The following is a 25,657-nucleotide window of genomic DNA, read 5'->3' as shown; positions in this document are numbered from 1 at the left end:
CCCGGGCACACTGCCCACAGGAACACGGCCGTGCGCGGGCGGCGGCCGGCGGCGAAGGCGGTGCGCGATGACGGTTCCCGATTTCGACGTCAGCGGGGTACCGGTGCGGCGGCAGCGGCGTTCCCTGACCCAGGCGGGCCGGGTGCTCGTGCAGGACGGGCGGTTGGCGCTGCTCACCAGCTACGGCCGGGAGATCGACGGCGCTCCGGTGTCCGAAGTGCGGCTGGCGCGGCCGTGGTTCGCCGAGTTGCTGGGGGTAGCCGGCCGCACGGTGGTGACGCTGCGCGGGAAGCGGTACGCGCTGCGCCTGCCGCGGGCGGCGCGGGAAGGTCTGGCGGGAGCCCTGGGCGTGGCGCGCGAACGGGCGGCGAAGATCGCCGCGCATCGACGCATCGTGCACCCTTGAACACCACCCGATTTGCGCAACCATGTGAGCTGAATCACGCTGGTAGGTCCAGGCCGCGTTCTGCGGCCCGGCCCCCGCCACGCATGTCGCCCCCGGCCCGAGGGAGTCGCAGCCGTGATCACTCAGCCCGCCGCCAGCCGCCACTGCGCGGTCGAGTTCCAGGCCCTGCCGTCACGCATCGGCCAGGTCCGCCGCATCGTCTCCGCGCAGCTCCGGTACTGGCAGCTCAGTCAGCTCATCGACACCGCGGCGCTCGGCGTCACCGAACTGCTGGCGAACGTGCACCGGCATACCGGAGCCGACAAGCACTGCACGGTGGAGATCGTGCTGCTGTGGGACAAGGTGACGATCTCGGTCCGCGACCACGACCCGAAGCTGCCCCAGGTGCGCTCGGTGGGCGCGTCGGCCACCAGCGGGCGGGGCCTGGCCCTGGTGGCGGCCGTGAGCGAAAGCTGGGGCATGCGAGCCCAACAGGGCGGCCAGGGCAAGGTCGTGTGGTTCACCCTGCCCGTGCCGCCTGCCGGGCGGGCGGCGGCGCACGGCGGCTCCCGGTCGCGGACGGCCGAGCCCACGCCCACCGCGCCGGGCTGACGCCGGTTCAGCTGTCGGCGTCTCGCAGCAGGCGGCCGGGGCGGATCGTCACCTCACGTCTCCTGCAGGGTCAGCGGGTCGTCCAGGATGGGCTGCCAGGCCAGCTCGGCCGCGCCGACCAGGCTGTTGTGGTCCAGCGTGCACGCCAGTACCGGTACTTCGCCGCTGCGGCCCCACAGGCTGCCTTCGGCGATCCCAGCCCGCAGCCGCTCCTCGTCGGCGCGCAGCAGCTCGCGGTGCAGGCCGCCGAGGATGACGCGGTCGGGGTTGAGGATGTTGACGAGTCCGGCGATCCCGAGTCCGAGCCGGTCGATGAGCAGGTGGGCGGCGGCGCGTACGGCGGGGTCGTCCGGGTAGGCGGTGCGCAGCAGTTCGCGGGCCTGGTGCAGCAGCGAGGACTCCGGGCCGGGGGTGCGCCCGGCGGCGTCCAGCAGGGCCAGCGGGTCGGTCTCGACGTCCAGGCAGCCGCGTGAGCCGCAGTGACACGGCCTGCCCTGCGGGTCCACGGTGAGGTGGCCGACCTCCAGTGCCAGCCCCGCGCTGCCGGTGTGCAGCCGTCCGCGCAGGACGAGTGCGCCGCCCACGCCACGGTGCCCGGTGGCCACGCACAGCAGGTGCCGCGCGCCGCGTCCGGCGCCGTGCCGGTGTTCGGCGAGCGCGCCGAGGTTGACGTCGTTGGCCGCGTATCCGGTGACGGGAGCACCGGGTGCCGGGCCGGTGATGCCGGCTTCGGCCAGACACTGGGCGAACAGCGACCGCACGGGCGCGCCGGGCGGCCAGGCCAGGTGGAGCGGGTTGAGCGCCAGCCCCTCGGGCTCGGCGACGGCGGAGGGCACGGCGAGCCCGGCGCCCACGCAGCGCCGCCCGGTCTGTTCCAGCAACTCGGCGCCCGCCGAGACCACCTGGCGCAGGACCCGCACCGGGTCGGCGTCTACGTCCCCGCAGCCGGGGGCGGTGGCCACGATGGTGCCGCCGAGCCCGACCAGTGCGGCGCGGAAGCCGTCGGCGTGGACCTGGGCGGCGAGCACGACGGGCCCGGCCGGGTCCACGGCCAGCCGGTGCGAGGGGCGGCCCTGGGCTCCGGCGGCGATGGCGGGGCGGGCGTCCACGGTGATCAGGCCGAGGCTCTGCAGCTCGGCGGCGACGGCTCCCGCGGTGGCCCGGGTCACGCCCAGCTCGGCGGTGAGCTGGGCCCGGGTGGGGGCGCGGCCGGTGTGCACGAGCTGCAGCGCCGGTCCCAGCGCACTGCGGCCCCGGTCAGGGCGGGTTCGATGGTGGGTCACGGCATCCATTCTGGCTTTGTGTGGGCACTGAACAAAGCGCGCCCTCGGTATCCGGCTCCCCGGTTACTGACTGGTAATATTAATGCTAGGCTCCCGGCATGGCACGCCGCATGAGTCCGGCCACGCTGCGCCTCGGCATGAACTGGTGGCCGCCGTTCCGTTTCGCGGGCATCCGCGTCCTGCACCTCGCCGACGACTGGAGCAGCGCCCGCGTCCGGCTGCGCCTGGGCCGCTTCAACCGGAACTACTTCGGCACCCACTTCGGCGGCTCGCTGTTCTCCATGACCGACCCGTTCTGGGCCCTGCTGGTCGTCTCCTCGCTCGGCGAGGACTACATCGTGTGGGACAAGTCCGCCGAGATCGACTTCGTCTCGCCCGGCCGCGGTGAGGTGTACGCCGACTTCAAGCTCACCCCCGACCGGCTGAAGGAGATCCGGGCCGCGACCGCCGACGGCGCCAAGGCGCTGCCCTGGTTCACCTGCACGGTGCTCGGCCAGGACGGTACGGTCGTAGCCCGGGTCCGCAAACAGCTCTACGTACGCCGCAGGCCAGGCCGCTCCTGACGCGCCCGGTCTGACGGCTGGTCAAGGGGGATGTGGTGGCGACACGCACACCGGCCGAACGCGACGCGGTGACCGTCGAGACGGGCTACGCCTGCGTCACCGGCGCTCTGCTGGGGCTGGCCGTCTTCCTGCTGCTCGCCGCGCCCGTACTGGTGTGGCCGATGCCCGCCTTCTGGCTCACCGCCGCCGGGTGGGCCGGGGGCGCCGTCTTCTGTGCCCGCGTCGTGCGGGTCCTGCGCCGCTGACCCGGTACCACGGGCCGCGCCGGGCGCGGGCGGCCCGTGGTACCGGGTGCCGTCAGCCCCGCCGGTCCAGCGCGCCCAGCGCGCGGCGGGCCAGCGGGTGGGTGCGGACGATCCCGGCCAGCGTCGTCGTGCCCCGGGTGATCTGCGCGAACGTGGACCACGCCGGGCGGAATCCGGTGAGCGTCGCGTGCAGCAGCTTCGGCCGCTGGGAGAACACCTGGTGCAGGCGGCGTCCCACGCCCATCTCCGCCCCGAGCCCGGAGGTGACGGCGAACGCGTAGTTCAGCGCCTGCCGCCGCGCGTCCACGGCGTCGCCCGCCTCGGCGATGCGCGCCGCCCACTGACCCGCCAGCCGCCCGGAGCGCAGCGCGTAGGAGATGCCCTCGCGCGTCCAGGGCTCCAGCAGCCCGGCCGCGTCGCCGCAGACCAGGACGCGGCCACGGCTCAGCGGCGAGTCATCGGCCCGGCAGCGCGTCAGGTGGCCGGAGGAGACCGCGGGTTCGAATCCGGCCAGGCCCAGCCGGGCGATGAAATCCTCCAGGTAGCGCTTGGTCGCGGCGCCCTCTCCGCGCGCCGCGATGACGCCGACCGTGAGGGTGTCGCCCTTGGGGAAGACCCAGCCGTAACTACCGGGCAGCGGACCCCAGTCGATGAGGACGCGGCCTGCCCAGTCCTGCGCGACGGTAGCCGGGACGGGGATCTCCGCCTCCAGACCGAGGTCCACCTGGTCCAGCTTCACCCCGACGTGGGCTCCTATGCGGCTCGCGCTGCCGTCCGCGCCGACGACCGCGCGCGCGAGGATCGTCTCGCCGCCACTGAGGACGACCGCGACCGTGCGCCGGTCGGGCACCGCTGGCCCGTGCTGCTCGACGCGGGAGACACTGGCGCCGGTCCGCAGTTCGGCACCCGCTTTCTGTGCCGCCGCCACCAGCGCCTGGTCGAACTCGGGCCGGTTGACCAGGCCGAAGAGCATCCGCCGGGAGCGGCGGGTACGGGCGAAGCGGCCGTCGAGCGAGAACGTCACGGCGTGCACCCGGTCCCGCAGTGGCAACTCCACGCCCGGCGGCAGCGCGTCGCGCGTGGGGCCGATGATGCCGCCGCCGCACGTCTTGTAACGCGGCAGTTCGGCCTTCTCCAGCAGCAGCACGCGGCGTCCGGCGACAGCGGCGGCGTGGGCGGCGCTCGCCCCGGCTGGACCAGCGCCGACGACGACCACGTCCCAGACCGGGCGCGAGGCCCCTTCACCGTGTGCGGTGCCCTCGGCTTCACTATGTGCGGTGCCCTCAGCCTCGTCCGGGGTGTTCTCGCTGCTCACTGTCCGCTTCCGCTCCCGCTCCCGACGTCCGGCTTGAGGTGAGGGCCAGGCCCTGCGGGCATCCTACGGCCCGGGGGGAGAGCCGACCCGCTGTGGGAGGATCACCACCGCCGGACGGGCGGCGATCCCGCTCGCCGGACCGACGACGCAGTCTCTCGACGTTCCAGGAGCATCCCCATGGCGCAGGACCCGGCGCAGCGTCCCGCATCCGGCCCGGACGGGCAGACCGCCGCCACGGACGCGGCCGAGGGCGTGGCGGCCACCGTCGCCGCCCTGCTGTCGCGCGCCCGCACCGAGCTGGCCGAGCTGGTGCGGTTTCAGTCGGTGGCGGACCCGGAGCAGTTCCCGGTGAGCGAGTGCGAGGGCGCGGCGGGCTGGATCGCCGACGCCCTGCGCGCCGAGGGCTTCACCGACGTCGCCGGGCTGGCGACGCCGGACGGGACCACCTCGGTGTACGGCCTGCTGCCCGGCCCCGTCGGGGCGCCCACCGTGCTGCTGTACGCCCACTACGACGTGCAGCCGCCACTGGACCTGGCCGGGTGGGACTCACCGCCGTTCGAGCTGACCGAGCGGGACGGCCGCTGGTACGGGCGCGGTGCCGCCGACTGCAAGGGCGGCTTCGTGATGCATCTGCTGGCGCTGCGTGCGCTGCGGGAGCACGGCGGCGTGCCGGTCACGGTGAAGATGATCGTGGAGGGTTCCGAGGAGCAGGGCACGGGCGGGCTGGAGCGCTACGCCGAGGCCCACCCCGAGCTGCTGGCGGCCGACACGATCGTCATCGGCGACGCGGGCAACTTCCAGGCCGGTCTGCCGACCGTGACCAGCGTGCTGCGGGGCATGACGCTGGTGCGCGTCACCGTGGACACGCTGGCGGGCAACCTGCACTCCGGCCAGTTCGGCGGGGCCGCGCCGGATGCGCTGGCCGCCCTCATCCGGGTGCTGGACTCGCTGCGCGCCGGGGACGGCTCCACCACCGTTGACGGTCTGCCCGCCGACGCCTGCTGGGACGGGCTCCAATACCCCGAGGAGGACTTCCGCCGCGATGCCAGGGTGCTGGACGGTGTGAGCCTGATCGGTTCCGGCACGGTCGCTGACCGGCTGTGGGCCCGTCCGGCGGTCACCGTGCTCGGCATCGACTGCCCGCCCGTGGTGGGCGCGACGCCGTCGGTGCAGGCCACCGCGCGGGCGCTGCTGAGCCTGCGGGTGCCGCCGGGGGTGGACGCCACGGAGGCGACCGCGCTGCTGACCGCGCACCTTGCGGCGCACGTGCCCTGGCGCGCCCGGGTATCGACCGAGCAGGTGGGCCAGGGGCAGCCCTTCAGTGCCGACACCTCCAGCCCGGCCTACGCCGCGATGGCCGACGCCATGCGCGCCGCCTACGACGGCCAGCCGATGGCGGTAGCCGGAATGGGCGGCTCCATCCCGCTGTGCAACACCCTCGCCTCGCTCTACCCCACGGCGGAGATCCTGCTCATCGGACTGAGCGAACCGAAGGCGCAGATCCACGCGGTGAACGAGAGCGTCTGCCCGGACGAGCTGCGCCGCATGGCGGTGACCGAGGCCCTGTTCCTGCGCGGCTACGCCCGCCGCGCCTGAGTCCACAGCGATGGTGCCCGGCCCCCTGAGGCACCGAGCGGGGTGGGCGCCGTCCCTCAGTGGCGCCTATCCCACCGGCACCCCCGCCTCCAGGTTGAGCGGCCTGCCCCGCTCGCGGGCGCGCAGGGCCCAGCGCAGCCGGGCCAGCCGCGCGGGTGGCAGCAGGCCGGCCGCCTCCCGCTCACCGGCGAACCGCCAGCCGCGCAGCTCGGCTGAGGGCAGCAGCAGCTCGCGGGCGGCCTTCTCGGCCAGGAGACCACCGTCGAAGAGCAGCCGCAGCCCGCCGAAGCCGGGCGGCTTCGGCGGCTCCCAATCGACCACCAGCAGCCGGGGCGGCTCGGGCAGCCGCAGGCCCAGCTCCTCGGCGACCTCGCGCACCCCGGCCCGCGCGGGCGCCTCGCCGCGCTCGACGACCCCGCCGGGGAACTCCCAGCCGGGCTTGTAGGTGGGGTCCACCAGCAGCACCCGGTCCTGTTCGTCGAAGAGCAGGACTCCGGCCGCGACCGTCTCCGCCGTGGGCTCGGGGGTCTGCACGATGGCGCATGCCCCGGCACCGGCGTCCAGCGCCGTGGCGATGTGCTCGGCGGCCTGCCGTGGGGTGAGGGCGCCGGTGTCCACGGTGTGCGCGTCCCCGGCGAGCCAGGCGCGGGCCTGCCGGTAGGCGTCGAGGTGACGCCCCAGGGCGGCGTCTGCCGCCGCTGTATCCGCCCTCACGCCCGCGCGGGCCATCACCCGGGCGCGCAGGATCGCCTCGTCCGCGTCCAGCAGGAAGTGCCGCACCGGCACGCGACGGGCGGCGAGGCCGCCGAAGATCTCGTCCCGGTGCTCCTGACGCAACAGCGTCATCGGGGTGACGAGCGGGCCGGACACCTCGCTCAGCAGCGCAGCGGCGGTGTCCACCACCAGGCGACGCCAGGCGGGCAGCTCCCGGCAGTCGGCGACCCGGGCCAGCCGGTGCGGCGGCAGCATGCCGCGCAGCCCGGAGCCGACCAGGCGCGGGTCGTACAGGGTGCTGCCGGGGAGCAGGGACAGCAGTTCGCGGGCCGTGGCGCTCTTCGCGGCACCGCGGGCACCGTTCAGCCAGACAAGCACAGTTCCCCCTCTTCGTGGGCCCCCTGTTCAGTGCCCAGTTCACCCCGCCGGGGAAACGCACAGCTGTTCCCGCGTTCCCCCATGCGGGTCAGGGGCGCCCGGGCGCGACCTCACGGACGCGGGCACAGCTGGACCCCGGGTGCCGTGCGGGCCGCCGCTGCGGCGCCTGCCAGCCCGGCGTCGGTGCCCAGGCTGGCCGGTAGAACGCGCAGACCGCGGACGAAGGACAGCGTGGCGTAGTCGGCCAGCGCCGCCCGCAGCGGGGTGAACAGGACATCTCCGCTGAGCGCCACTCCCCCGCCGATGACGGCGACCTCGATCTCGGTGAGCGCGGCGGTGGCGGAGATGGCGGCGGCCAGGGCGCGGGCCGCACGGGCGAAGGCGTCCAGCGCGGCCGGATCGCCCGCCCGGGCGGCGGCGGCCACGCCCGCGGCTCCCGCGTCCCCGTCCGGCGCGGGCCGCCAGCCCGCCGCCATCGCCCGGCGGACGATCGCCGGGCCGGACGCCAGCCGCTCGACGCAGCCGCGCCCGCCGCAGGGGCACCGCTCGCCGTCGAGTTCGACGCTGAGGTGGCCGATGTGCCCGGCGTTGCCGGTGGGCCCCGGGTAGGGCTGCCCACCGAGCACGAGGCCACCACCGACACCGGTGGACACCACCATGCCCAGCGCGCTGTCGTGGCCCCGGGCGGCGCCCCAGGCGTGCTCGGCGGCGGTCATCGCGACGCCGTCACCGACCAGCGTGACCGGGAGCCCGCAGGCAGCGTCCCGTACGCCCTCCACGAGCGGGAAGTCGCGCCAGCCGGGGATGTTGACGGGGCTGACCGTGCCCCGGCGGGCGTCCACGGGACCGGCGCTGCCGATGCCCAGCGCCGTGACCTGCGGCCACCGCGACAGCTCCCGCAGCACCCCCAGGACCTCGGTGACGGCGGCCAGCACCCGCGCGCCGGAGGCCGCGTGCGGGGTCGGGCGCACGGTACGGCCGTGCACGGTGCCGTCGGCGGCCACCAGCGCTCCGGCGATCTTGGTGCCGCCGATGTCGAGCGCGGCGGTGAGGGCGTGGGCATCGTGGGTCATGCCGGGTATGGTCACCCGCCCGCGTCCGCCCGGTACAGCCGGGCCGGACGTGAGGCGGGCCGGTGCCGGACGTCAGTGCGCCGCGACGGTGAGCGCGCTGCGGCGCGGGGAGGCGAAGCCCTCCAGGTCGGCCCGGGTGAGCCCGGTGGCGTCGGCGACCTCGTCGGTAGCCAGCGCACCGCAGTCCAGGCCGCGCAGCAGGTAGCCGCTGAGCGCCTTGGCGGTAGCCGGTTCGTCCATCACGTCGCCCTCGGTCTGCGCGGCGTAGGCGGCCAGCCGGGCGGCGGCCGCCGCGTAGCCCTCGCGGTAGAAGGCGTAGACGGCGGCGTACCGGGTCGGCAGGTGGCCGGGGTGCATGTCCCAGCCCTGGTAGTAGGCCCGGGCCAGCGAGCGGCGCACCAGGTCGTGGTGGAGCCGCCAGGCGTCGTGGACCTGGGCGGTCGGGCCGACGGGCAGCACGTTGGTGGAGCCGTCGGACAGCCGCACGCCGGTACCGGCCGCGGCGACCTGCATGACGGCCTTGGCGTGGTCGGCGGCGGGGTGGTCGGGCGACTGGTGGGCGGCGCTGACACCGCAGCAGGCGCTGTAGTCGAACGTGCCGTAGTGCAGCCCGGTGGCGCGGCCTTCGGCGGCGTCGATCATGCGGGCGACGGTGGCCCGGCCGTCGGCGCCGAGGATGGACTGGCTGGTCTCGATCTGGATCTCGAACCCGATGCGGCCCGGGGTGAGTCCCCTGGCCTTCTCGAACTGCTCGCACAGCCGCACCATGGCGGTGACCTGCTCCGCATAGGTGACCTTCGGCAGGGTCAGTACCAGGCCCGCGGGCAGCTCACCGGCGTCCATGAGTCCGGTGAGGAAGATGTCGAGCGTGCGGATGCCCCGGGCGCGCACGGGCGCCTCCATGCACTTGAGGCGGATACCGAGGAAGGGCGGAACGCGGGAGGGGTCGCCGTCGGCGAACGCGCGGGTCACCAGGCGGGCAGCGCGGGCGGCGGCGGCGTCCTCCTCGGCGTCGGGACGGTTGCCGTAACCGTCCTCGAAATCGATGCGCAGGTCCTCGATCGGCTCGCGGGCGAGCTTGGCACGCACGCGTTCGTACACCGGACCGGCCAGCTCGGCGTCCTGGCCGAGGACGGCGCCGAGGGCTCCGGCGTCGGGGGCGTGCTCGTCCAGGAGGGCGAGCGCCTGGTCACCCCAGGTGCGCACGGTGTCGGCGGCGAAGACGTCACCGGGCACGTAGACGGTGTGCACGGGCTGCCGGGTGCCCGGGTCGCCGGGGTAGCGGCGCTCCAGTTCGGCATCGACGGTGGCCAGCGCCGCGCCGGTCTCCTCGGTGACGGAGTCGGAGAACGTGAGCGCCACCGTGGACTGCGTGTCGGTCGTATCCGGCTCGCCCTGCGTCATGGAGCACTCCCTGGTTCCGCGGCCAACGCAACAAATCAACAAAACGTTGAAGTACGGTGGACGCTATGCCGCCGTGTCCCCACACGTCAACACCGTCTCGCCGGGTGACCCGAGCCGAAACGGCCGGGGCCCGCACGGCGCGATCCGTGCGGGCCCCGGCCGGTGCCATCCGGGGGCGGCTCAGCCCTTGCGGGCCTTGACCGCCTCGGTGAGCTGCGGGACGACCTCGAACAGGTCACCGACCACGCCGTAGTCGACCAGGTCGAAGATCGGAGCCTCGGCGTCCTTGTTGACGGCCACGATGGTCTTCGAGGTCTGCATGCCAGCGCGGTGCTGGATCGCGCCGGAGATACCGGCCGCGATGTACAGCTGCGGCGAGACCGTCTTGCCGGTCTGGCCGACCTGGCTGGTGTGCGGGTACCAGCCAGCGTCCACCGCGGCGCGGGAGGCGCCGACGGCCGCACCGAGCGAGTCGGCCAGCGCCTCGACGACGTTGAAGTTCTCCGCGCCGCCGACTCCACGGCCGCCGGAGACCACGATCGCGGCCTCGGTCAGCTCCGGGCGGCCGGTGGACTCGCGCTCCTTGCGGGAGACGACCTTGGTGCCGGTCGCCAGCTCACCGAAGGACACCGGCAGCTGCTCCACGGTGCCCGCGGCAGGGGCGGCCTCCGGCGTGACGGAGTTGGGCTTGACGGTGATGACCGGGGTGCCCTTGGTGATGCGGGACTTGGTGGTGAAGGCCGCCGCGAAGACCGACTGCGTGGCGACCGGGCCCTCGGCACCGGCCTCCAGGTCAACGGCGTCGGTGATGACACCCGACCCCAGGCGCAGCGCGAGACGGCCCGCGATCTCCTTGCCCTCCGCGGAGGAGGGCACCAGCACGGCGGCCGGGGAGACGGACTCGCACGCGGCCTGCAGCGCGTCCACCTTCGGCACGACCAGGTAGTCGGCGAACTCGGGGGCGTCGGCGGCGAGCACCTTCACCGCGCCGTGCTCGGCGAGGGTCGCGGCGGCGGTGTCGGCACCGGCGCCGAGGTGGACAGCCACCGGGTCGCCGATGCGGCGGGCCAGGGTCAGCAGCTCCAGGGTGGGCTTGCGGACGGCGCCGTCCACGTGATCGACGTAGACAAGGACTTCAGCCATGGGAAAAAGCTCCTGCGATGAAAGGGCGGGCTGGGGCGGGGACGGCGCGGCTTTAGATGAACTTCTGGCCCGCGAGGAACTCGGCGAGCTGCTTGCCGCCCTCGCCCTCGTCCTTCACGACGGTGCCGGCGGTGCGGGCCGGACGCGGAGTGGCCTCCTCGACCTTCGTCCAGGCGCCCTCCAGGCCGACCTGCCCGGCCTCGATGTCCAGGTCGTCCAGGTCGAGGGACTCCACCGGCTTCTTCTTGGCCGCCATGATGCCCTTGAAGGAGGGGTAGCGCGCCTCGCCGGACTGGTCGGTGACCGAGACGACGGCGGGCAGCGCGGCCTGAAGGTGCTCGGTGGCGGCGTCGCCGTCGCGGCGGCCGGTGACCTGGCCGCCCTCGACCGCGACCTCGGACAGCAGCGTCACCTGCGGCACGCCCAGGCGCTCGGCCAGCAGCGCGGGCAGGACGCCCATGGTGCCGTCGGTGGAGGCCATGCCGCAGATGACCAGGTCGTAGCCGGTCTCCTCGATGGCCTTGGCCAGCACCAGCGAGGTGCCCATGACGTCGGTGCCGTGCAGGTCGTCGTCCTCGACGTGCACGCCCTTGTCGGCACCCATCGACAGCGCCTTGCGCAGGGCGTCGGAGGCGTCCTCGGGGCCGACGGTGAGCACGGTGACCTCGGCGTCATCGGCCTTCTCGGCGATCTGCAGCGCCTGCTCCACGGCGTACTCGTCCAGCTCCGAGAGCAGGCCGTCCACCGCGTCACGGTCGGTGGTCAGGTCCTCGGCGAAGTGCCGGTCGCCGGTGGCGTCGGGCACGTACTTCACACAGACAACGATCCTCAAGCTCACGCCGGCTCTCCTACTGCATCGTCATTACGGGCTGCTGCCTTGTTCAGGCAGCATAGGCGCCTGTCGGGGCGGGTTCCGGCCGGGTGGACCGGGTCCTGCCGCCCAGTTTATTACTCGCCAGTACAACCAATCGCCTACCCGGCCAGCAAGGCCGGGCCACTGTGACGTTGCCAACGCCCGGCGCCGCAACACAGGCGGGCCCGGGCGCTGGCCGCGCCCCTCAGGCCGGGGGCAGCGCCCGGCCCAGCGCCCCGATCACATCCGCGGCACGCGGCAAGCCCTCCGCGTGGCGCACGACCGTGCCCGCGGCGTCCAGCACGAGCACGGTGGGGGTGCGCACGACGCCGACGCTCCGCACCAGGTCCAGGTGCTGCTCGGCGTCGATCTCCACGTGGACGACGCCGGGGACCATGCCGGTGACCTGCCGCAGCACGCCACGGGTAGCCCGGCAGGGCTGGCAGAAAGCGGTGGAGAACTGCACGAGCGTGGCGCGCTCACCCAGGTGGGCGACGCCGATGTCCGCCGCGCCGAGCCACCTGGCGCCCGGTGTGCCGGGCCGCGCCGTTCCACCGTCCCCGCTCATGTTTCCCTACCGCCTCTCCCGTGGGCCGCTTCAGCCACCGTGCCACACCGGCTCTGCGAGGTGACAGGAATCTCCGTGCCCCGGCCTGGCAGGCGCAAGTTACGCCCGCGTAAGTTCAGTCCTCGGGCCGGGCACCTTCCGGCAGCACCACACCTCACGAAGGGACCCCATGGCAGAGCTGGTCTATCCACCCGTCATCCGCGCCGCACTCACCTGGTTCAAGGTGCTGGACCTGCGCTTCGACGTGGAGGGCACCGAACACGTGCCGCGGCGGGGCGGCGCGGTCCTGGTGAGCAACCACATCAGCTATCTCGACTTCATCTTCGCCGGACGCGCGGCCCTGCCCGCGAAGCGGCTGGTGCGGTTCATGGCCAAGGAATCGGTGTTCCGGCACCGGGTGTCGGGGCCGCTGATGCGGGCGATGAAGCACATACCGGTGGACCGGACCGCCGGGCTGGACGCCTACCGGCACGCCGTGCGCGCCCTGCGCGGCGGCGAGATCGTCGGCGTCTTCCCCGAAGCGACGATCTCGCCCTCCTTCACGCTCAAGGAGTTCAAGACCGGTGCGGCCCGGATGGCCCAGGAGGCCGGGGTACCCCTGCTGCCCGTCGCCCTGTGGGGCACGCAGCGGCTGTGGACCAAGGGCCGCCCGCGGGACTTCGGGCGCAACCACTTCCCCGTCACCATCCGCGTCGGGGCTCCCCTGCGCGCGGAGGCCGGGGAGTCGGTGGCCGCGCTCACCGAGCGGCTGCGCGAGCGGGTGCAAGGACTGCTGGAGTCCGCCCAGCGCGCCTACCCGGCAGGTCCGCGCGGCCCGCAGGACACCTGGTGGCTCCCCGCCCACCTCGGCGGCACCGCCCCCCTCCCGGCACCCCAGCAGCCGTAACGTCCCCTCGCCCCGGGCAGCCGGGGCGTGGGCTGGCCCGCCCGGCCCCCATCGGAGCAGCGGGCGGACACGGCTCTTGGCGCGGGCAGCGGCCCGCGCCAAGAGCCGCACGTCGCATCGCCCTCGCGTCAGGTGTGCATCTCCGCGCGGAGGGCCGTGACGAAACCGTCCACGTCGTCCTCGGTGGTGTCGAAGGAGCACATCCAGCGCACATCGCCGGCCGCCTCGTCCCAGAAGTAGAAGCGGTAGTGCTTCTGCAGCCGCTCGCTGACGTCGTGCGGGAGCCGGGCGAAGACCGCGTTGGACCGCACCGGGTAGAGGATCTCCACGCCGGGCACGGAGCGCACCCCGTCGGCGAGCCGCTGGGCCATGGCGTTGGCGTGCCGCGCGTTGCGCAGCCACAGGTCTTTGGCCAGCAGCGCCTCCAGCTGTACGGAGACGAACCGCATCTTGGACGCCAGCTGCATGGACAGCTTGCGCAGGTGCTTCATCGCCCGTACCGCGTCCGGGTTGAGCACGACGACGGCTTCGCCGAACACGGCCCCGTTCTTGGTGCCGCCCAGCGAGAGCAGATCCACCCCGGGAACGTTGGTGAACGCCCGCATCGGCACATCCAGCGACGCGGCCGCGTTGGCCAGGCGTGAGCCGTCCAGGTGCACGACCATGCCGCGCTGGTGGGCGTGCTCGCAGATCGCGCGGATCTCCTCGGGGGTGTAGACGGTGCCCAGCTCGGTGCTCTGGGTGATCGAGACGACCTGCGGCATCGCCCGGTGCTCGTCGTCCCAGCCGTACGCCTCGCGGTCGATCAGCTCGGGGGTGAGCTTGCCGTCCGGGGTGGGCACGGTGAGCAGCTTCAGGCCGCCCACCCGCTCCGGGGCGCCGCACTCGTCTACGTGGATGTGCGCGGTGTCGGCGGCGATGACCGCCCCCCAGCGGTCGGTGACCGCCTGCAGGGCCACCACGTTCGCCCCCGTCCCGTTGAACACGGGGAACGCCTCGGCGCGGCCGCCGAAGTGGCGGCGTATGACCTGCTGGAGGTGACCGGTGTAGGCGTCGCCCCCGTACGCGGTCTGGTGGCCGCCGTTCGCCACTGACAGGGCGGCGAGCACCTCGGGGTGGGCGCCCGCGTAGTTGTCGCTGGCGAATCCGCGGGTCAGCGGATCGTGGTGGCGCCGCGCGTCGGTCCGGGGGGCGGGCGCGTTCGGGGCGTTCTTCACGCCGACTTCTTGGTGAGCCACAAGCGGGTTCCGTTCACTTCCTCGGCGGGCGTCTCCCAGGTGCTGGTGATCGCCTCGGCCAGCTCGCGGACGTCGGTGAATCCGGCGAACTTGGCCTGCGGCCGCTCCGCGCGCATCGCGTCGTGCACCAGCGCCTTGACCACCAGGATGGCAGCCGCCGCTCGCGGCCCCGCCTCCCCGCCCTGCTTGCGGAAGGAGTCGGCGAGCGCCAGCGTCCAGGCTTCCGCGGCGGCCTTGCTGGCCGCGTAGGCGGCGTTGCCCGCCGTCGGCTTGCTCGCTCCGGCGGCGCTGACCAGCAGGAACCGGCCCTTGCCACGGCGCTGGAGCGGGGCTTCGAAGGCCAGCGAGGTGTGCTGGACGGTGCGGATGAGCAGCCGCTCCAGCACGTCCCAGTCCCCAAGGTCGGTGTCGGCGAAGGTGGCCGAGCCGCGCCAGCCGCCGACGAGGTGCACCAGGCCGTCTACGCGCCCGAACTCCTTCTCGGTGCGCTGCGCCCACTGCCGGGTCTCGTCCAGGCTCAGCAGATCGACGGTGTCACCGATGACGGTGGCGCCGCCATGGGCGAACCGGGCGGCGTCCACGCCCTGGGCGAGACGCTCGGCGTCCGCATCGGCACCGACGACGACGGCGCCTGCCTCGGCAAGCCGCAGCAGCACCGCGTGCCCGGCCGGTCCGCCCGCCCCGGCCACGGCCACCACCGCGCCCTCCAGCTCTCCGCGTCCGTTGCCATTCGTCGCGCTGGTCATGCCGCTCGCCTCCACTGTGCCCGCTGGTGCTTCTTGCGTTCCCGTCCGTGCCGCGGGTGCGGCCTGCTGAGCGCTCACGCGGCCACGGGAGCGGTGGCGCTGTCCGCAGTGATGCCCTCGGTGGAGGCGATCACACCCCGCAGCTTCTTGGCGAGCGCCTCATAGAACATGCTGAGCGGGAACTCGTCCGGGTGCACCTCGTCCACGAGCTTGCGCGGCGGCAGGCTCAGGTCCAGGGCGTCGGGTCCCTTGGCCCAGGTGGAGCCGGGGTGCGGGGAGAGGTAGGTGGACACCAGCTCGTAGGCCTTGAACCAGTGCACGAGCTTGGGGCGGTCGATGCCGCGCCGGTAGAGGGTCTCGATCTCCTCGCGCAGCGCCACGGTGACCTCGCGGGCACGCTGCCAGTCGATGGCGAGCTTGTTGTCCGTCCAGCGCAGGGCGTCGTGCTGGTGCAGGTAGGCGAACAGCAGCTGGCCGCCGAGACCGTCGTAGTTGCGGTTGCGCTCACCGGTGACGGGGAAGCGGAACAAGCGCTCCAGGATGACGGCGTACTGCACGTCGCGTCCCTGCGGGAAGCCGTCGGCCTCCAGCTTCACGGCCTCGTGGAAGGCGGTGAGGTCGCAGCGCAGTTCCTCCAGGCCGTACATCCAAAACGGCTGGCGCTGCTTGATCATGAACGGGTCGAATGGCAGGTCGCCGTGGCTGTGCGTGCGGTCGTGCACCATGTCCCACAGCACGAACGTCTGCTGGGTGCGTTCCTGGTCGGTGAGCAGGCCCTCGGCGTCTTCGGGCAGCTCCAGGCTGGTCACCTCGCACGCGGCCCGCACCACCCGGCGGAAGCGGGCGGCCTCGCGGTCGCAGAAGATCCCGCCCCAGCTGAACCGCTCGGGCGCCTCACGCACGGCGATGGTCTCCGGGAAGAGCACCGCCGAGTGGGTGTCGTAGCCGCTGGTGAAGTCCTCGAAGGTGATGCCCAGGAAGAGCGGGTTGTCGTAGCGGGTGCGCTCCAGCTCGGCCAGCCAGTCGGGCCAGACCATGCGCAGGACGACCGCCTCCAGGTTGCGGTTCGGGTTGCCGTTCTGCGTGTACATCGGGAAGACGACGAGGTGTTGACGGCCGTCCACGCGCTGCGCGGCGGGCTGGAAGGCGAGCAGGGAGTCCAGGAAGTCCGGTACCTGAAAGCCGCCTTCGGCCCAGCGGCGCAGGTCGGCGACGAGCGCGCGGTGATAAGCCTCGTTGTGCGGCAGCAACGGCGCCAGCTGCTCTACGGCGGCGACGACGCGGGCGAGCTCGGCCTCCGCGTCGGCCCGGGCAGGAGCTTCCCCGGCCGCGAAGTCGATGGAGCCGTCCTTGGCCTGCCAGGGGCGGATGCGCTCGACGGCGGTCTTCAGTTCGGTCCATGCCGGGTGCCCGACGACCGACTGGGCCCCCGCCCCCTGCGGAAGAACGCCGCCCTTCTCGGCTATGGGCGAAAGAGTCTCCGTCATCACTGTCCCTCCACGGCAGAAAATCTCGTGATCCTCACGTTAGGCGCAACTCCCCTCGCACTCAAGTCCGAGCACAGGAAATCTTCTCGTTCCATTGCGCGAATCACAGGTTTTTTCTCGTCAAACCCGAAGAAGTAGAGGATGAGACGAGGAGGAATGAGAGGAATGGCCGGTGTGGGCGCCTGGCAGGGCCACCACCCGTCCGGCGTACCGCGCCGCCATCTCGGCGTTCCGGGGCTGACACCCGGGGCCGATACGCTGAGCGCCCCACGCGGCGCAGCGCCGCCCCTTAAGGACAGGAGAGCACCCGTGCCACTGCTGACCGTCGGCCATCGCGGTGTGATGGGCGTCGAACCGGAGAACACCCTGCGGTCCTTCCGCCGCGCCGAAGCCGAGGGCCTGGACGTCATCGAGTTCGACCTCCACCTCAGCAAGGACGGCGAGCTGGTGGTCATGCACGACGAAGCGGTGGACCGTACTACCGACGGCACCGGACGGGTGGACGAACTCACGCTCGCGGAGCTGCGCTCCCTCGACGCGGGCCTGGGTGAACGCGTACCGGTGTTCGAAGAAGTGGTGGCCGCGGTGCGGGCCCCGCTCCAGGCCGAGATCAAGGACACGGCCGCCGCCCGTGTCCTGGCCGGCGTCATCCGCCGACAGCGCCTGGCCGGACGGATCTCGGTCATCTCCTTCCACGACGCCGCACTGCGCGAGACGCGCGAACTGCTGCCGGACGTCCCCGTAGCGCTGGTGACCGGACACTCCACGCCGACCGCACCCGAGCGGGCGCGGCAGCTGGGCGCGCGCATGATCTCCTGCGAGCTGCCGTGGCTGGAAGCGGAGACGGTGCAGCGCGCTCACGCGGCCGGGATCGAGGTCATCAGCTGGACGGTCAACACGCCGCAGGAGCTCGCGCGGGCACGGGAGCTGGGTCTGGACGGCGTGGTCACCGACCTTCCCGGCATCCGGCAGGCGGTCAGCGCAGCGGCTTGACCAGCAGCTCGAACGCGAGATCGGGACGGCGCGGCACGCCGAAGCGCTCGTCGCCGTAGGGGAACGGGCTCAGCTGCCCGGTACGGACGTAGCCCCGGCGCTCATACCAGGCGATGAGGTCGGTCCGCTGAGTGATGACGGTCAGCTGCATCTCGCGCGCGCCCCACTCCCCGGCCGCCACGCGCTCGGCCTCACCGAGCACCTGCCGCCCCAGGCCGCCGCCCTGCCTGACGGGCCGCACCGCGAACATGCCGAAGTAGGCCACAACGCCGTCAGCACCGGTCCGGCGCTCCAGCTGACAGCAGGCGACCAGCTCACCGCCGCGCTGTGCGGTCAGCAGCCTGCTGTCCGCACCGCTGATCACCGCGCGCACCCCGGCCGGGTCGGTGCGCTGCCCGTCGAGCAGGTCGGCCTCGGTCGTCCAGCCCACCCGGCTGGTCTCGCCCCGGTAAGCGGACTCGATCAGGGCGGTGAGCTCCGCCACGTCGGCCTCGACGGCCTCGCGGAAGGTGAGCGGTGCGGTCTCCACGGCGTCCATGGCTGCGAGCGTAGCCGGTCGCTTGACCGGCGGTTTCCGCCCAGGGTGACGGGCGCCTGCCCTACCCTCGCGGCATGGTGCACGTACTGAGCAGCAGGGTGTTGTTGCGGCCGACGGACCCGCAGGAGGCCCGCGACTTCTACGGGCGGCGCCTGGGGCTGGCCGTTCACCGGGAGTTCGGCGAGGGACCGGAGCGCGGGACTGTCTACTTCCTCGGCGGCGGGTTCCTGGAGGTGGCTGGCCGCAGTGAGCAGCCGTGCGCGCCGGGGCTGCGGCTGTGGTTGCAGGTAGCCGACGTGGCCGCCGCTTGGCAGGAACTGCGTGAGCGGGATGTGCGGGTGCTGCGCGAACCGGTGCGGGAGCCGTGGGGCCTGGTGGAGATGTGGGTACAGGCGCCGGACGAGGTGCGCCTGTGCGTGGTCCAGGTGCCCGATGACCACCCCCTGCGCTACCGCCCTGGCCTGTGAGCGCCCCCGCCCGCTCCGGTGCGCTCCCGTGCGCACTGCCCGCGCTGGGCAGGATCAAAGCGAGTCGGGGTGGGGAGGTGGGCCATGCACGGCCCGGCTGCGGTCGGCTGGCTGCTGGTCGCGGTCTGCGCGCTGGCGGGCGCGGTGTGCTGCGCCCGGGCCTGGCACCTACGCGGCCGGGCCCGGGAGGCGGCGGCGGCCGAAGCGGCGATGGGCGGGGCCATGGCCCTCATGGCGTTCCCGGGCGGCCCGTTACCGCCCCTCGGGTACGTCGCCGTGTTCGCCGCCCTGGCCGGATGGGCGCTGACCCTGCTGGTGCGGGGCGCCGGGCACCAGCTGCACCACGTGACGGAGGCCGGGGCGATGGGGTATCTGGCGGCGGTCATGGCCACCGGTCAGCACAGTGGGCCAGCCCTGGTGGGCGGCGCTCTCGCACTGTACTTCGCCGCCCACGCGCTCCGCACCGGCGCGCGGGGGCTGGTGCCAGCGCCGGTCACGGCGGCGGGACCGGCGGTGCCCTGGCCCGCGTTCCCCGGCGTCACCCATGGCTGCCGCCTGGCGCTCTCCCTGGCGATGTGCCCCATGCTGGTGCTGTGAGGGGCGCGCCCCACCGGCCGTGAGGGATGCGTCACTTCGGCGCCGGCGGTGTATCTGCGAGGAGTCGCGCGGTCCTAGGCTGGGCTCATGACGGTCGCACTGGCGCTCCTGTTCCTGGGTGCGGTGACGGCGGTGCTGGCCCCGCGCGTGCTGACCCGCGGCACGTGGGCCGACCGCGAACCGGTGCTCGCGCTGTGGGTGTGGCAGTGCGTCGTGGCAGCCGTCCTGCTGTGCGCTCTGCTGGCGATGGCGCTGTGCGCCGCCGAGGCGTGGCAGGCCGTCCGGGGCCACATCTTCGCGCCCGCGCCCCGTCAGGTCGTCGAGGCTTACGCACTGTCCGGTGACGGCCACCCCTGGGCCGCTGCCGTGGCGTTCGCGCTGTTCGCCGGGGGCGCGTGGAGCGCGGCCATGCTGTCCCGCGAGATTTGCGGCGCGCGGGCCCGGCGCCGGTCCCGGCGTAGGGAACTGCGGACGCGCTCGCCGCTGCTCCCGGGCGAGGAGGAGCCGACGTCACAACGGCTGACCGTGCTGGAGGGCGCGCGTCCCGGGGCCTGGTGGCTGCCCGGCTCCGCGCCGCGCCTAGTCATCACCACGGGAGCGCTGCAGCGCCTCAAAGGTCGTCAGATCGACGCCGTCCTGGCACACGAAGAGGGCCACATGCGGGCGCGGCACGACTGGCTGCTGCACTCCGCCACCGCGCTGGCCACGGCGTTTCCCCGAGTGCCGGTATTCCGGGCGTTCCGGGCGCAGATGCACCAGCTGGTGGAGCTGGCCGCCGATGACGTCGCCTCCCGCCGGTACGGACGGCTCACCACCGCGCTGGCGCTGGTGGGGCTGAACGAGGACCGCGGCGTGTTCGGTCCGTGCCCCTCCCCCGATCCCGCGCACGGCGGCCAGCTGCCGCACCGCGTACACCGGCTGCTCAGCCCGGCCGACCGGCTCTCGGTGGGACGGCGGCTGCGCGCGACCGCCCTCGCCTCGTTCGTCCCCCTCGTCCCGCTGCTGGTCGCGTTCGGGCCGGGGCTGCGGACCCTGGGCTGAGGAGCCGGGAGCGGGGCGGGCCCTGCCCCGCCTCCAAGATCAGGGCACATCGGGCGTCGCAGCGAGTACGAGCGAGTGATAACGAGACGTGTTTCCGCAGATCAGAGCGCGGATGCCAGAGAACGTGGGCACAAAAAGACTGGTCTCGGACGATCCCCCGCGTCGCCCGAGACCAGCTGGCGGACCCCCGCACGTGGCGGCGGGCCCGGTGCCTGGCTGAGTATATTGGCTGGGAGCCAGTCAACGCAGGAGTTACAGGATGTCCCCTCGCCGCGCCTCGGTCAACGAGGAGTTGCGCAGGCGCTCGCGTGAACGTCTCCTCCAGGCGACGGTGGAGCTGGTGAATGAGCGCGGATACGAGGCGACGACGCTGGCGGACATCGCCCACCGGGCCGGAGCCGCACGCGGGCTGATCTCCTACTACTTCCCGGGCAAGCGCCAGTTGTTGCAGTCGGCCGTGCACCGGCTGATGCACCGGAGGCTGGCGGCGGCACTGGCCCGCGAGCCGCTGCCCGGAGGGCCGGAGGCCGGGCAGGAGACGCTCGCGCGGGCGATCGACGCCGTCGTGGGCATGGCCCAGTCGCACCCCACCCTGATGCGCACCCACATGGCGGGCATACTTCAGCAGGAGGGATTCGTCCGGTGCGAGGAACAGCAGCGCCTGGCAGCCCTGTTGCGCGGTGCGATGGAGGCGTACGGCTCCACCGATCCGGACGCCGACTACCCGCTGCTGCGCGCGCTGTTGATGGGCACCGTCGTCGCCGTCCTGCTGCCCGGAGCGCCGATGCCGCTGCCCAGGCTGCGCGCCGAGTTGTTCTCCCGGTACGGGCTGCGGTGGGAGCACGGGGTCCCGCCAGGTGAGGAGCCGCCCGGCGGAACCCGGGAGCTGAGAGCGCGCTCCGGCGCGTACTAGGGGGTTCTCGCACCCGAACAGGGCCTGCGTTTCCCGGCTGCCGGGCGTGCGGAAGCCGCCGCGTGCCGGTGCGCCGCTTTGCTGCCGGAGCCGCGCCGCGTGCCGGTGTGCCGCCCGGGCCGGGTCACTCGGGGGCAGGTACCGCGTACTCCCGCCGGGCGCTGCTCGGTGGGATGCTGGAAAGCACCCCGGCGGAAGGGAGACCCGCGGCCGTGAGTGCTCTGAGGCGTGTCGCCGTCGTCGGATCGGGCCCCAGCGGGGTCTACGCCGTGCAGGCGCTGCTGGACCAGGACCGTTCGGGCGAGCTCACCGTCGATGTCCTGGACCGGCTGCCGTGCCCGTACGGACTGGTCCGTTACGGCGTGGCACCGGACCACGAGAAGATCAAGTCCCTGCAGCAGAACCTGCGCCGGGTGCTCCAGGACCCGCGGGTGCGCTTCGTGGGGAACGTACCGGTGGGCGAAGGCGGTGTGTCCACCGAGGAGCTGCGCGGCTTGTACCAGGCGGTGGTGTACTGCGTCGGCGCGGCTACGGACCGGCGTCTGGGCATCCCCGGCGAGGACTTGGCGGGCAGCTGTTCGGCCACCGAGTTCGTCGCCTGGTACAGCGGCCACCCCGACGCGGGGGACGGTTTCCCCTTGGCGGCACGCTCGGCGGTGGTGATCGGGGTCGGCAACGTCGCCGTGGACGTGGCGCGCATCCTGGTGCGCGGCGCGGCCGAGCTGCACGGCACGGACATGCCGCAGACGCCGCTGGACGCGCTGGTCTCCGGTGGCGCACGCCAGGTGCACATGGTCGGGCGGCGCGGCCCCGCGCAGGCGAAGTTCACCACCAAGGAGCTGCGCGAGCTGGGCACCCTGCCCGGTGTGGACACCGTGGTGCGCGAGGCCGAGCTGGCCCGCGACCCCGGCTACACCGACCCGTCGGGGCTGCCGGCGGCCACCCGGCGCAACCTCGCCGCGCTCGGCGGCTGGTCCCGCGTCGCGGCCGGGGGCGCCACACGCCGTATCGAGCTGCGCTTCTTCCTGCGCCCCGTGGAGCTGCTGGGTACGGACGATGGCGCGGTGCGGGCGGTGCGCTTCGAGCGGACGGCACCGGACGGCCGGGGCGGGGTTCGCGGGACCGGCGAGTTCGAGGAGATCGAGGCGCAGTGGGTGCTGCGCTCGGTGGGCTACCGGGGCGTGCCGCTGCCCGGCCTGCCGTTCGACGCCGCCACCGGCACTGTGCCGCACGAGCGCGGACGCGTTCTGCGCGAGGGCGCTCCCTCACCGGGCGAGTACGTGGCCGGATGGATCAAGCGCGGCCCCACCGGCGTCATCGGCACCAACCGGCCGTGCGCCAAGGAGACGGTCGGCTCGCTGCTGGCGGACGCCGAGGCCCTGGCCGCGCGCCCGGTGCCCGCCTCCGATCCCCTGTCCCACCTCGGTGCGGCGGGCCGGACGCCGGTGACGTGGAACGGCTGGCTGGGCATCGAGGCGGCGGAAGAGGCGCTGGGCCGCAGCCTGGCACGGAGCACGGTGAAGATCCCGGACTGGTCGGGGCTGCTGGCCGCGGCAGGCGAGGGGCCCCCGGGCTGCCGCGGTCCGAGCACCACGGCCCGGTACTGCGCGACGCCCTGTGCACCGACGGGAACGACCCGGCGGGCATCTACTTCGGCAACCGCAACGGCGAGCTGTACGCCAGCGCCGACGACGGCGACTCCTGGCACCAGGTCGCCGCCCACCTCCCCGACGTGCTGTGCGTACGCGCGGTGACACTTTGACGCGAGGCCCGGGGCGCGGCGCCGCCCTCAGCCAGTAGGGGGCGCAGCACGCCCTCAGCCAGTAGGGTGACGCCGTGGCTGCACGACCCTTGAGCGAGATTGTCGAAGCGGGCTGGGCGAAGGCACTGGACCCGGTCTCCGAACGCGTCGCCGCGATGGGCGACTTCCTGCGCGCGGAGATCGCCGCCGGGCGCACCTACCTGCCCGCGGGCGCCCATGTCCTGCGCGCGTTCCAGCAACCCTTCGACGACGTCCGCGTCCTGATCGTCGGTCAGGACCCGTACCCGACCCCCGGCCACGCCGTCGGCCTGTCGTTCTCCGTGGCGCCTGAGGTAGCACCGCTGCCTGGCAGCCTGGAGAACATCTTCCGCGAGCTGCACACCGACCTCGGCCTGCCCCGCCCCTCCAGCGGCGACCTCACTCCCTGGACCCGACAGGGTGTGCTGCTGCTCAACCGCGCCCTGACCACAGCGCCGCGCAAACCGGGGGCCCACCGCGGCAAGGGCTGGGAAGAGGTCACCGAGCAGGCGATCCGCGCCCTGGTGGCGCGCGGCACCCCCCTGGTGGCCGTGCTGTGGGGGCGGGACGCGCGCAATCTGCGCCCGCTGCTGGGCGGCGTGCCGGCGGTCGAGTCCGCGCACCCCTCCCCCATGTCCGCCGACCGCGGTTTCTTCGGCTCGCGCCCGTTCAGCCGCACCAATGAGCTGCTGGCGCGGCAGGGCGCGGAACAGGTCGACTGGCGCCTGCCGTGACCGGCTGGGTGCTCGGTGCCGACTCCGGTGGCTCCGGAGTGCGTCTCGCCCTGGCCCCCGCGGAGCCCGGACCTAGCCGAGTGGTCCGGCCCGTGGGTCCGGTGCTCACCGGGCCACCGGTGAGCACCGGCAGCGGCGGGATCGACGCCGGGCACCTGCTGGAACAGCTCGTCCCCGCCGCCCGGCACCTGCTCGCGCACGCTCCGGGCACGGCCGGCGGCGCGGAGCTGCGCGCCGTGTGCGTGGGCGCGGCGGGCATGGCCACGCTGGGCGAGCGGCTGCGCGCGGAGCTGCCCACCGCGCTGGCCGCCGCGTTCGGCGCGCCCCGCCTGCTGCTCGCCGCCGATGCGGTGACCGCGTACGCCGGTGCGCTGGGCGAGCGCTCGGGAGCGGTGATCGCCGCTGGCACGGGCCTGATCGCCGTCGGCACGGACCTGGTCGCCTGGCGGCGTGCGGATGGCTGGGGCCACCTGCTGGGGGACTGCGGCGGTGGGGCGTGGATCGGCCGCGCCGGGCTGGAAGCCGCGCTGCGGCAGCACGACGGCCGCAGCGGCGGCTCCCCCGCCCTGCTCGCCCGCGCGCAGGAGCTGTTCGGCCCGGCCGCCGGGCTGCCGGGGCAGCTGTACCCGCGTACGGACCGGGCGGCGGCCCTGGCCTCGTTCGCCCCCGAGGTGGCCGCCTGTGCCGCGGACGACGCGGTGGCCGCCGGCATCCTGGGCCGGGCCGCCGTCCACCTCGCTGACTGCGCCGCCGCCGTCTGCCCCACCACGCCGCAGGCGGCGCTGGCCGTCACCGGCGGCCTCGTCCGGCTCGGGGAGCCGCTGCTGGGGCCGCTGCGCGAGGAACTGACGGCACGAGTGCCGCAGGCCAGGCGTGCCGACCCCGCGGGCGACCCGCTGACCGGCGCCCTGCTGCTGGCCAGTCGGCTGGCATCCGGGCAGCTCGCGCTTCCCGCGGATCCCGCGCTGCTGCGGACGCTGTGACCCGTGCGGGCACCGGGCCTGAGTGAACGTCCACAAATCGTTCGGTGCGCGGCACCGGCAACACGCGGGAGAAACCGGGCGAACCCACACCGTTCGACCCCGGCCCCGCTGCGAAGTCAGCCAAGGCATTAGCATGCGGCGCCATGAGCTCCTCCACTGGGCCCGAAGGCGGGCTGCCTGTACGAATGCCGCGTCCCCGCAAGCCCGGACGGCACCGCCGCCCGGAGCCCGTCGTCGCCCCGGAAGGCGCGCCCGCGCTGGTGCTGGCCGTTCCGGGCCAGCCGTCGGGGCCGGTGCGTTCGCTCGCTGAGGAGATCCTCACCATCGCCCGCTCCGAACTGCCCGGGCTCGACGCCCGCATCGGCTGGGTGGACGGCGCGGACGAGGAGTTCCCGGCGCTGGAAGCCGTGCTCGCCGCGACGGCCGCCGAGGGGACCCCGAGCGGGGCTTCGGGCGCGGTCGAAGGCGCCGAGGCGACCGAGGGCGTGGAGGCCCCGGAGACCGAACCGAGGCGGGCTTCCAGCTCACGGTCCGGTGCCGTGGTGGTGCCGCTGCTCGCCGGCCCGGACGCCGCCGTCCTGCGCCGCATACGACAGGCCCTGCTGAACAGCGGCTCGAACGCCGAACGGGCCGAGGTGCTCGGCCCGCACCCGCTGCTGGCCGAGGGCGTGCACGTCCGCCTCTCCGAAGCCGGTCTCGCCCGTGCCGACCGCGCCCGCCTGTTCACGGTGGCCACGGCCGCCGACGGCATCGTGCTAGTCACCGCGGGCGGCGAGGAAGCCGTGCAGGTCGCGGGCATCACCGGCATGCTGCTGGCTGCCCGGCTCGCCGTGCCGGTGCTGGCGGCCGCGCTGGACGAGGAAGGCTCCGTCGCGCGCGCCGCGGCCGAGCTGACCTCCTCCGGGTCGCGGCAGCTCGCGCTCGCGCCGTGCCTGGTGGGGCCCGAGGTGCCCGAAGGGCTGCTGGCGGCCGCCGCGCGGGAAGCGGGCTGCCAGACGGCCGAGCCGCTGGGCGCCTACCCGGCGATCGGCAAGCTGGTCTCGTCCGCGTACGGGGCGAAGGCTGGCATCACGGCGACCCCCGTGGCCGTCCGGTAGGCCAGCCGCTCATCCGCCCCCTGGG

At 73.9% G+C, this 25,657-nt stretch carries 27 protein-coding genes; 15 read left to right on the top strand and 12 right to left on the bottom strand.

All coding sequences use genetic code 11. The annotated features are described in order from the left end of the window. The first annotated feature begins 67 nt into the window (after positions 1-67). Together JJV70_RS08235 and JJV70_RS08230 are read left to right on the top strand one after the other, a co-directional pair. Positions 68-406: a hypothetical protein gene (locus tag JJV70_RS08235; protein ID WP_219047093.1), complete on the top strand. Its 339-nt coding sequence runs from the start codon at positions 68-70 to the stop codon at positions 404-406. Between the two features lie 114 nt (positions 407-520). Next, the gene (locus JJV70_RS08230) at positions 521-997 is read left to right on the top strand and encodes an ATP-binding protein (protein ID WP_219047092.1); all 477 of its coding nucleotides are present in this window, start codon (positions 521-523) and stop codon (positions 995-997) included. 53 nt (positions 998-1,050) lie between these two features. Here the strand turns inward: JJV70_RS08230 and JJV70_RS08225 are convergent, their stop codons facing one another. Beyond that, positions 1,051-2,280 carry an ROK family protein gene (locus tag JJV70_RS08225; protein WP_308294737.1) on the bottom strand — a complete coding sequence of 410 codons (1,230 nt, stop codon included), beginning with the start codon at positions 2,278-2,280 and terminating at the stop codon, positions 1,051-1,053. A 98-nt stretch (positions 2,281-2,378) separates the two neighbouring features. Between JJV70_RS08225 and JJV70_RS08220 the strand changes: the two genes are divergently transcribed. Both JJV70_RS08220 and JJV70_RS08215 read left to right on the top strand, forming a co-directional pair. Further along, on the top strand, positions 2,379-2,843 hold the full coding sequence (locus JJV70_RS08220; protein WP_257573585.1) for a DUF4442 domain-containing protein: 465 nt from the start codon (positions 2,379-2,381) through the stop codon (positions 2,841-2,843). Positions 2,844-2,878: 35 nt separating this feature from the next. Then, on the top strand, positions 2,879-3,088 hold the full coding sequence (locus tag JJV70_RS08215; RefSeq protein ID WP_219047090.1) for a DUF6332 family protein: 210 nt from the start codon (positions 2,879-2,881) through the stop codon (positions 3,086-3,088). Between the two features lie 52 nt (positions 3,089-3,140). Here the strand turns inward: JJV70_RS08215 and JJV70_RS08210 are convergent, their stop codons facing one another. Beyond that, positions 3,141-4,304, bottom strand: a complete 1,164-nt coding sequence (locus tag JJV70_RS08210) for a geranylgeranyl reductase family protein (protein ID WP_308294739.1) — start codon at positions 4,302-4,304, stop codon at positions 3,141-3,143. Between the two features lie 276 nt (positions 4,305-4,580). Here JJV70_RS08210 and JJV70_RS08205 point away from each other — a divergent pair, with 276 nt between their 5' ends. Next, positions 4,581-5,999: a dipeptidase gene (locus JJV70_RS08205; protein ID WP_219047088.1), complete on the top strand. Its 1,419-nt coding sequence runs from the start codon at positions 4,581-4,583 to the stop codon at positions 5,997-5,999. Between the two features lie 66 nt (positions 6,000-6,065). On the opposite strand, the gene JJV70_RS08200 is transcribed toward JJV70_RS08205, so the two are convergent. The 6 genes from JJV70_RS08200 to JJV70_RS08175 form a co-directional block, all read right to left on the bottom strand. Beyond that, entirely contained in the window at positions 6,066-7,091 is a 1,026-nt protein-coding gene (locus JJV70_RS08200) for an NUDIX hydrolase (protein WP_219047087.1), read from the bottom strand. A 110-nt stretch (positions 7,092-7,201) separates the two neighbouring features. Then, positions 7,202-8,164: an ROK family protein gene (locus JJV70_RS08195; protein WP_219047086.1), complete on the bottom strand. Its 963-nt coding sequence runs from the start codon at positions 8,162-8,164 to the stop codon at positions 7,202-7,204. Between the two features lie 72 nt (positions 8,165-8,236). Next, entirely contained in the window at positions 8,237-9,568 is a 1,332-nt protein-coding gene (locus JJV70_RS08190; RefSeq protein ID WP_219047085.1) for an aldolase/citrate lyase family protein, read from the bottom strand. Between the two features lie 180 nt (positions 9,569-9,748). Next, entirely contained in the window at positions 9,749-10,711 is a 963-nt protein-coding gene (locus JJV70_RS08185) for an electron transfer flavoprotein subunit alpha/FixB family protein (protein WP_219047084.1), read from the bottom strand. A gap of 52 nt (positions 10,712-10,763) precedes the next feature. After that, on the bottom strand, positions 10,764-11,549 hold the full coding sequence (locus JJV70_RS08180) for an electron transfer flavoprotein subunit beta/FixA family protein (protein WP_219047083.1): 786 nt from the start codon (positions 11,547-11,549) through the stop codon (positions 10,764-10,766). Between the two features lie 220 nt (positions 11,550-11,769). Next, positions 11,770-12,132 (bottom strand): thioredoxin family protein, encoded by a 363-nt coding sequence (locus JJV70_RS08175; protein ID WP_219047082.1) that lies wholly within the window; start codon positions 12,130-12,132, stop codon positions 11,770-11,772. Between the two features lie 169 nt (positions 12,133-12,301). Here JJV70_RS08175 and JJV70_RS08170 point away from each other — a divergent pair, with 169 nt between their 5' ends. Next, positions 12,302-13,018, top strand: a complete 717-nt coding sequence (locus tag JJV70_RS08170) for a 1-acyl-sn-glycerol-3-phosphate acyltransferase (protein WP_219047081.1) — start codon at positions 12,302-12,304, stop codon at positions 13,016-13,018. A gap of 128 nt (positions 13,019-13,146) precedes the next feature. Here the strand turns inward: JJV70_RS08170 and JJV70_RS08165 are convergent, their stop codons facing one another. The 3 genes from JJV70_RS08165 to JJV70_RS08155 form a co-directional block, all read right to left on the bottom strand. Continuing rightward, positions 13,147-14,235 carry a low specificity L-threonine aldolase gene (locus JJV70_RS08165; RefSeq protein WP_219047080.1) on the bottom strand — a complete coding sequence of 363 codons (1,089 nt, stop codon included), beginning with the start codon at positions 14,233-14,235 and terminating at the stop codon, positions 13,147-13,149. Beyond that, a complete protein-coding gene (locus JJV70_RS08160; protein WP_219047079.1) occupies positions 14,232-15,002 on the bottom strand; it encodes an SDR family NAD(P)-dependent oxidoreductase in 771 nt (256 codons plus the stop codon). Before JJV70_RS08160 ends, JJV70_RS08165 begins: the two co-directional genes overlap by 4 nt. A gap of 74 nt (positions 15,003-15,076) precedes the next feature. Further along, a complete protein-coding gene (locus JJV70_RS08155) occupies positions 15,077-16,489 on the bottom strand; it encodes a DUF6421 family protein (RefSeq protein WP_219047078.1) in 1,413 nt (470 codons plus the stop codon). A 309-nt stretch (positions 16,490-16,798) separates the two neighbouring features. Here JJV70_RS08155 and JJV70_RS08150 point away from each other — a divergent pair, with 309 nt between their 5' ends. Next, positions 16,799-17,482 carry a glycerophosphodiester phosphodiesterase family protein gene (locus tag JJV70_RS08150; RefSeq protein WP_219047077.1) on the top strand — a complete coding sequence of 228 codons (684 nt, stop codon included), beginning with the start codon at positions 16,799-16,801 and terminating at the stop codon, positions 17,480-17,482. Here JJV70_RS08150 and JJV70_RS08145 read toward each other — a convergent pair. After that, positions 17,466-18,020 carry a GNAT family N-acetyltransferase gene (locus tag JJV70_RS08145; RefSeq protein WP_219047076.1) on the bottom strand — a complete coding sequence of 185 codons (555 nt, stop codon included), beginning with the start codon at positions 18,018-18,020 and terminating at the stop codon, positions 17,466-17,468. The genes JJV70_RS08150 and JJV70_RS08145 overlap by 17 nt on opposite strands. A 74-nt stretch (positions 18,021-18,094) precedes the next feature. Here JJV70_RS08145 and JJV70_RS08140 point away from each other — a divergent pair, with 74 nt between their 5' ends. The 8 genes from JJV70_RS08140 (at position 18,095) to JJV70_RS08105 (ending at position 25,632) form a co-directional block, all read left to right on the top strand. Then, positions 18,095-18,487: a VOC family protein gene (locus JJV70_RS08140; RefSeq protein ID WP_219047075.1), complete on the top strand. Its 393-nt coding sequence runs from the start codon at positions 18,095-18,097 to the stop codon at positions 18,485-18,487. A gap of 84 nt (positions 18,488-18,571) precedes the next feature. Continuing rightward, the gene (locus JJV70_RS08135; protein WP_219047074.1) at positions 18,572-19,084 is read left to right on the top strand and encodes a DUF5134 domain-containing protein; all 513 of its coding nucleotides are present in this window, start codon (positions 18,572-18,574) and stop codon (positions 19,082-19,084) included. An 87-nt stretch (positions 19,085-19,171) separates the two neighbouring features. Next, the gene (locus JJV70_RS08130) at positions 19,172-20,125 is read left to right on the top strand and encodes a M56 family metallopeptidase (protein ID WP_219047073.1); all 954 of its coding nucleotides are present in this window, start codon (positions 19,172-19,174) and stop codon (positions 20,123-20,125) included. Between the two features lie 259 nt (positions 20,126-20,384). Beyond that, positions 20,385-21,038, top strand: coding sequence for a TetR/AcrR family transcriptional regulator (locus JJV70_RS08125; RefSeq protein WP_219047072.1), 654 nt, complete (start codon positions 20,385-20,387; stop codon positions 21,036-21,038). Between the two features lie 173 nt (positions 21,039-21,211). Beyond that, positions 21,212-22,792 (top strand): FAD-dependent oxidoreductase, encoded by a 1,581-nt coding sequence (locus JJV70_RS08120; protein WP_374227258.1) that lies wholly within the window; start codon positions 21,212-21,214, stop codon positions 22,790-22,792. An 82-nt stretch (positions 22,793-22,874) separates the two neighbouring features. Further along, positions 22,875-23,552 carry a uracil-DNA glycosylase gene (locus JJV70_RS08115; protein WP_219047071.1) on the top strand — a complete coding sequence of 226 codons (678 nt, stop codon included), beginning with the start codon at positions 22,875-22,877 and terminating at the stop codon, positions 23,550-23,552. Next, positions 23,537-24,535 (top strand): N-acetylglucosamine kinase, encoded by a 999-nt coding sequence (locus JJV70_RS08110; protein ID WP_219047144.1) that lies wholly within the window; start codon positions 23,537-23,539, stop codon positions 24,533-24,535. Before JJV70_RS08115 ends, JJV70_RS08110 begins: the two co-directional genes overlap by 16 nt. Positions 24,536-24,678: 143 nt before the next feature. Next, positions 24,679-25,632, top strand: coding sequence for a sirohydrochlorin chelatase (locus JJV70_RS08105; RefSeq protein WP_219047070.1), 954 nt, complete (start codon positions 24,679-24,681; stop codon positions 25,630-25,632). The last annotated feature ends 25 nt before the right edge of the window (positions 25,633-25,657 follow it).

Source organism: Streptomyces sp. JJ66 (assembly GCF_019303495.1).
Taxonomy (GTDB): domain Bacteria; phylum Actinomycetota; class Actinomycetes; order Streptomycetales; family Streptomycetaceae; genus Streptomyces.
This window is presented reverse-complemented; position numbering and strand designations above follow the sequence as displayed.

Coding starts and splice junctions, on each gene's coding strand:
- JJV70_RS08185 (WP_219047084.1), bottom strand. CDS start 10,711: ATGGCTGAAGTCCTTGTCTACGTCGATCACGTGGACGGCGCCGTCCGC.
- JJV70_RS08135 (WP_219047074.1), top strand. CDS start 18,572: ATGCACGGCCCGGCTGCGGTCGGCTGGCTGCTGGTCGCGGTCTGCGCG.
- JJV70_RS08130 (WP_219047073.1), top strand. CDS start 19,172: ATGACGGTCGCACTGGCGCTCCTGTTCCTGGGTGCGGTGACGGCGGTG.
- JJV70_RS08175 (WP_219047082.1), bottom strand. CDS start 12,132: ATGAGCGGGGACGGTGGAACGGCGCGGCCCGGCACACCGGGCGCCAGG.
- JJV70_RS08145 (WP_219047076.1), bottom strand. CDS start 18,020: ATGGACGCCGTGGAGACCGCACCGCTCACCTTCCGCGAGGCCGTCGAG.
- JJV70_RS08220 (WP_257573585.1), top strand. CDS start 2,379: ATGGCACGCCGCATGAGTCCGGCCACGCTGCGCCTCGGCATGAACTGG.
- JJV70_RS08155 (WP_219047078.1), bottom strand. CDS start 16,489: ATGACGGAGACTCTTTCGCCCATAGCCGAGAAGGGCGGCGTTCTTCCG.
- JJV70_RS08160 (WP_219047079.1), bottom strand. CDS start 15,002: ATGACCAGCGCGACGAATGGCAACGGACGCGGAGAGCTGGAGGGCGCG.
- JJV70_RS08140 (WP_219047075.1), top strand. CDS start 18,095: ATGGTGCACGTACTGAGCAGCAGGGTGTTGTTGCGGCCGACGGACCCG.
- JJV70_RS08105 (WP_219047070.1), top strand. CDS start 24,679: ATGAGCTCCTCCACTGGGCCCGAAGGCGGGCTGCCTGTACGAATGCCG.
- JJV70_RS08205 (WP_219047088.1), top strand. CDS start 4,581: ATGGCGCAGGACCCGGCGCAGCGTCCCGCATCCGGCCCGGACGGGCAG.
- JJV70_RS08170 (WP_219047081.1), top strand. CDS start 12,302: ATGGCAGAGCTGGTCTATCCACCCGTCATCCGCGCCGCACTCACCTGG.
- JJV70_RS08190 (WP_219047085.1), bottom strand. CDS start 9,568: ATGACGCAGGGCGAGCCGGATACGACCGACACGCAGTCCACGGTGGCG.
- JJV70_RS08120 (WP_374227258.1), top strand. CDS start 21,212: ATGCTGGAAAGCACCCCGGCGGAAGGGAGACCCGCGGCCGTGAGTGCT.
- JJV70_RS08125 (WP_219047072.1), top strand. CDS start 20,385: ATGTCCCCTCGCCGCGCCTCGGTCAACGAGGAGTTGCGCAGGCGCTCG.
- JJV70_RS08195 (WP_219047086.1), bottom strand. CDS start 8,164: ATGACCCACGATGCCCACGCCCTCACCGCCGCGCTCGACATCGGCGGC.
- JJV70_RS08235 (WP_219047093.1), top strand. CDS start 68: ATGACGGTTCCCGATTTCGACGTCAGCGGGGTACCGGTGCGGCGGCAG.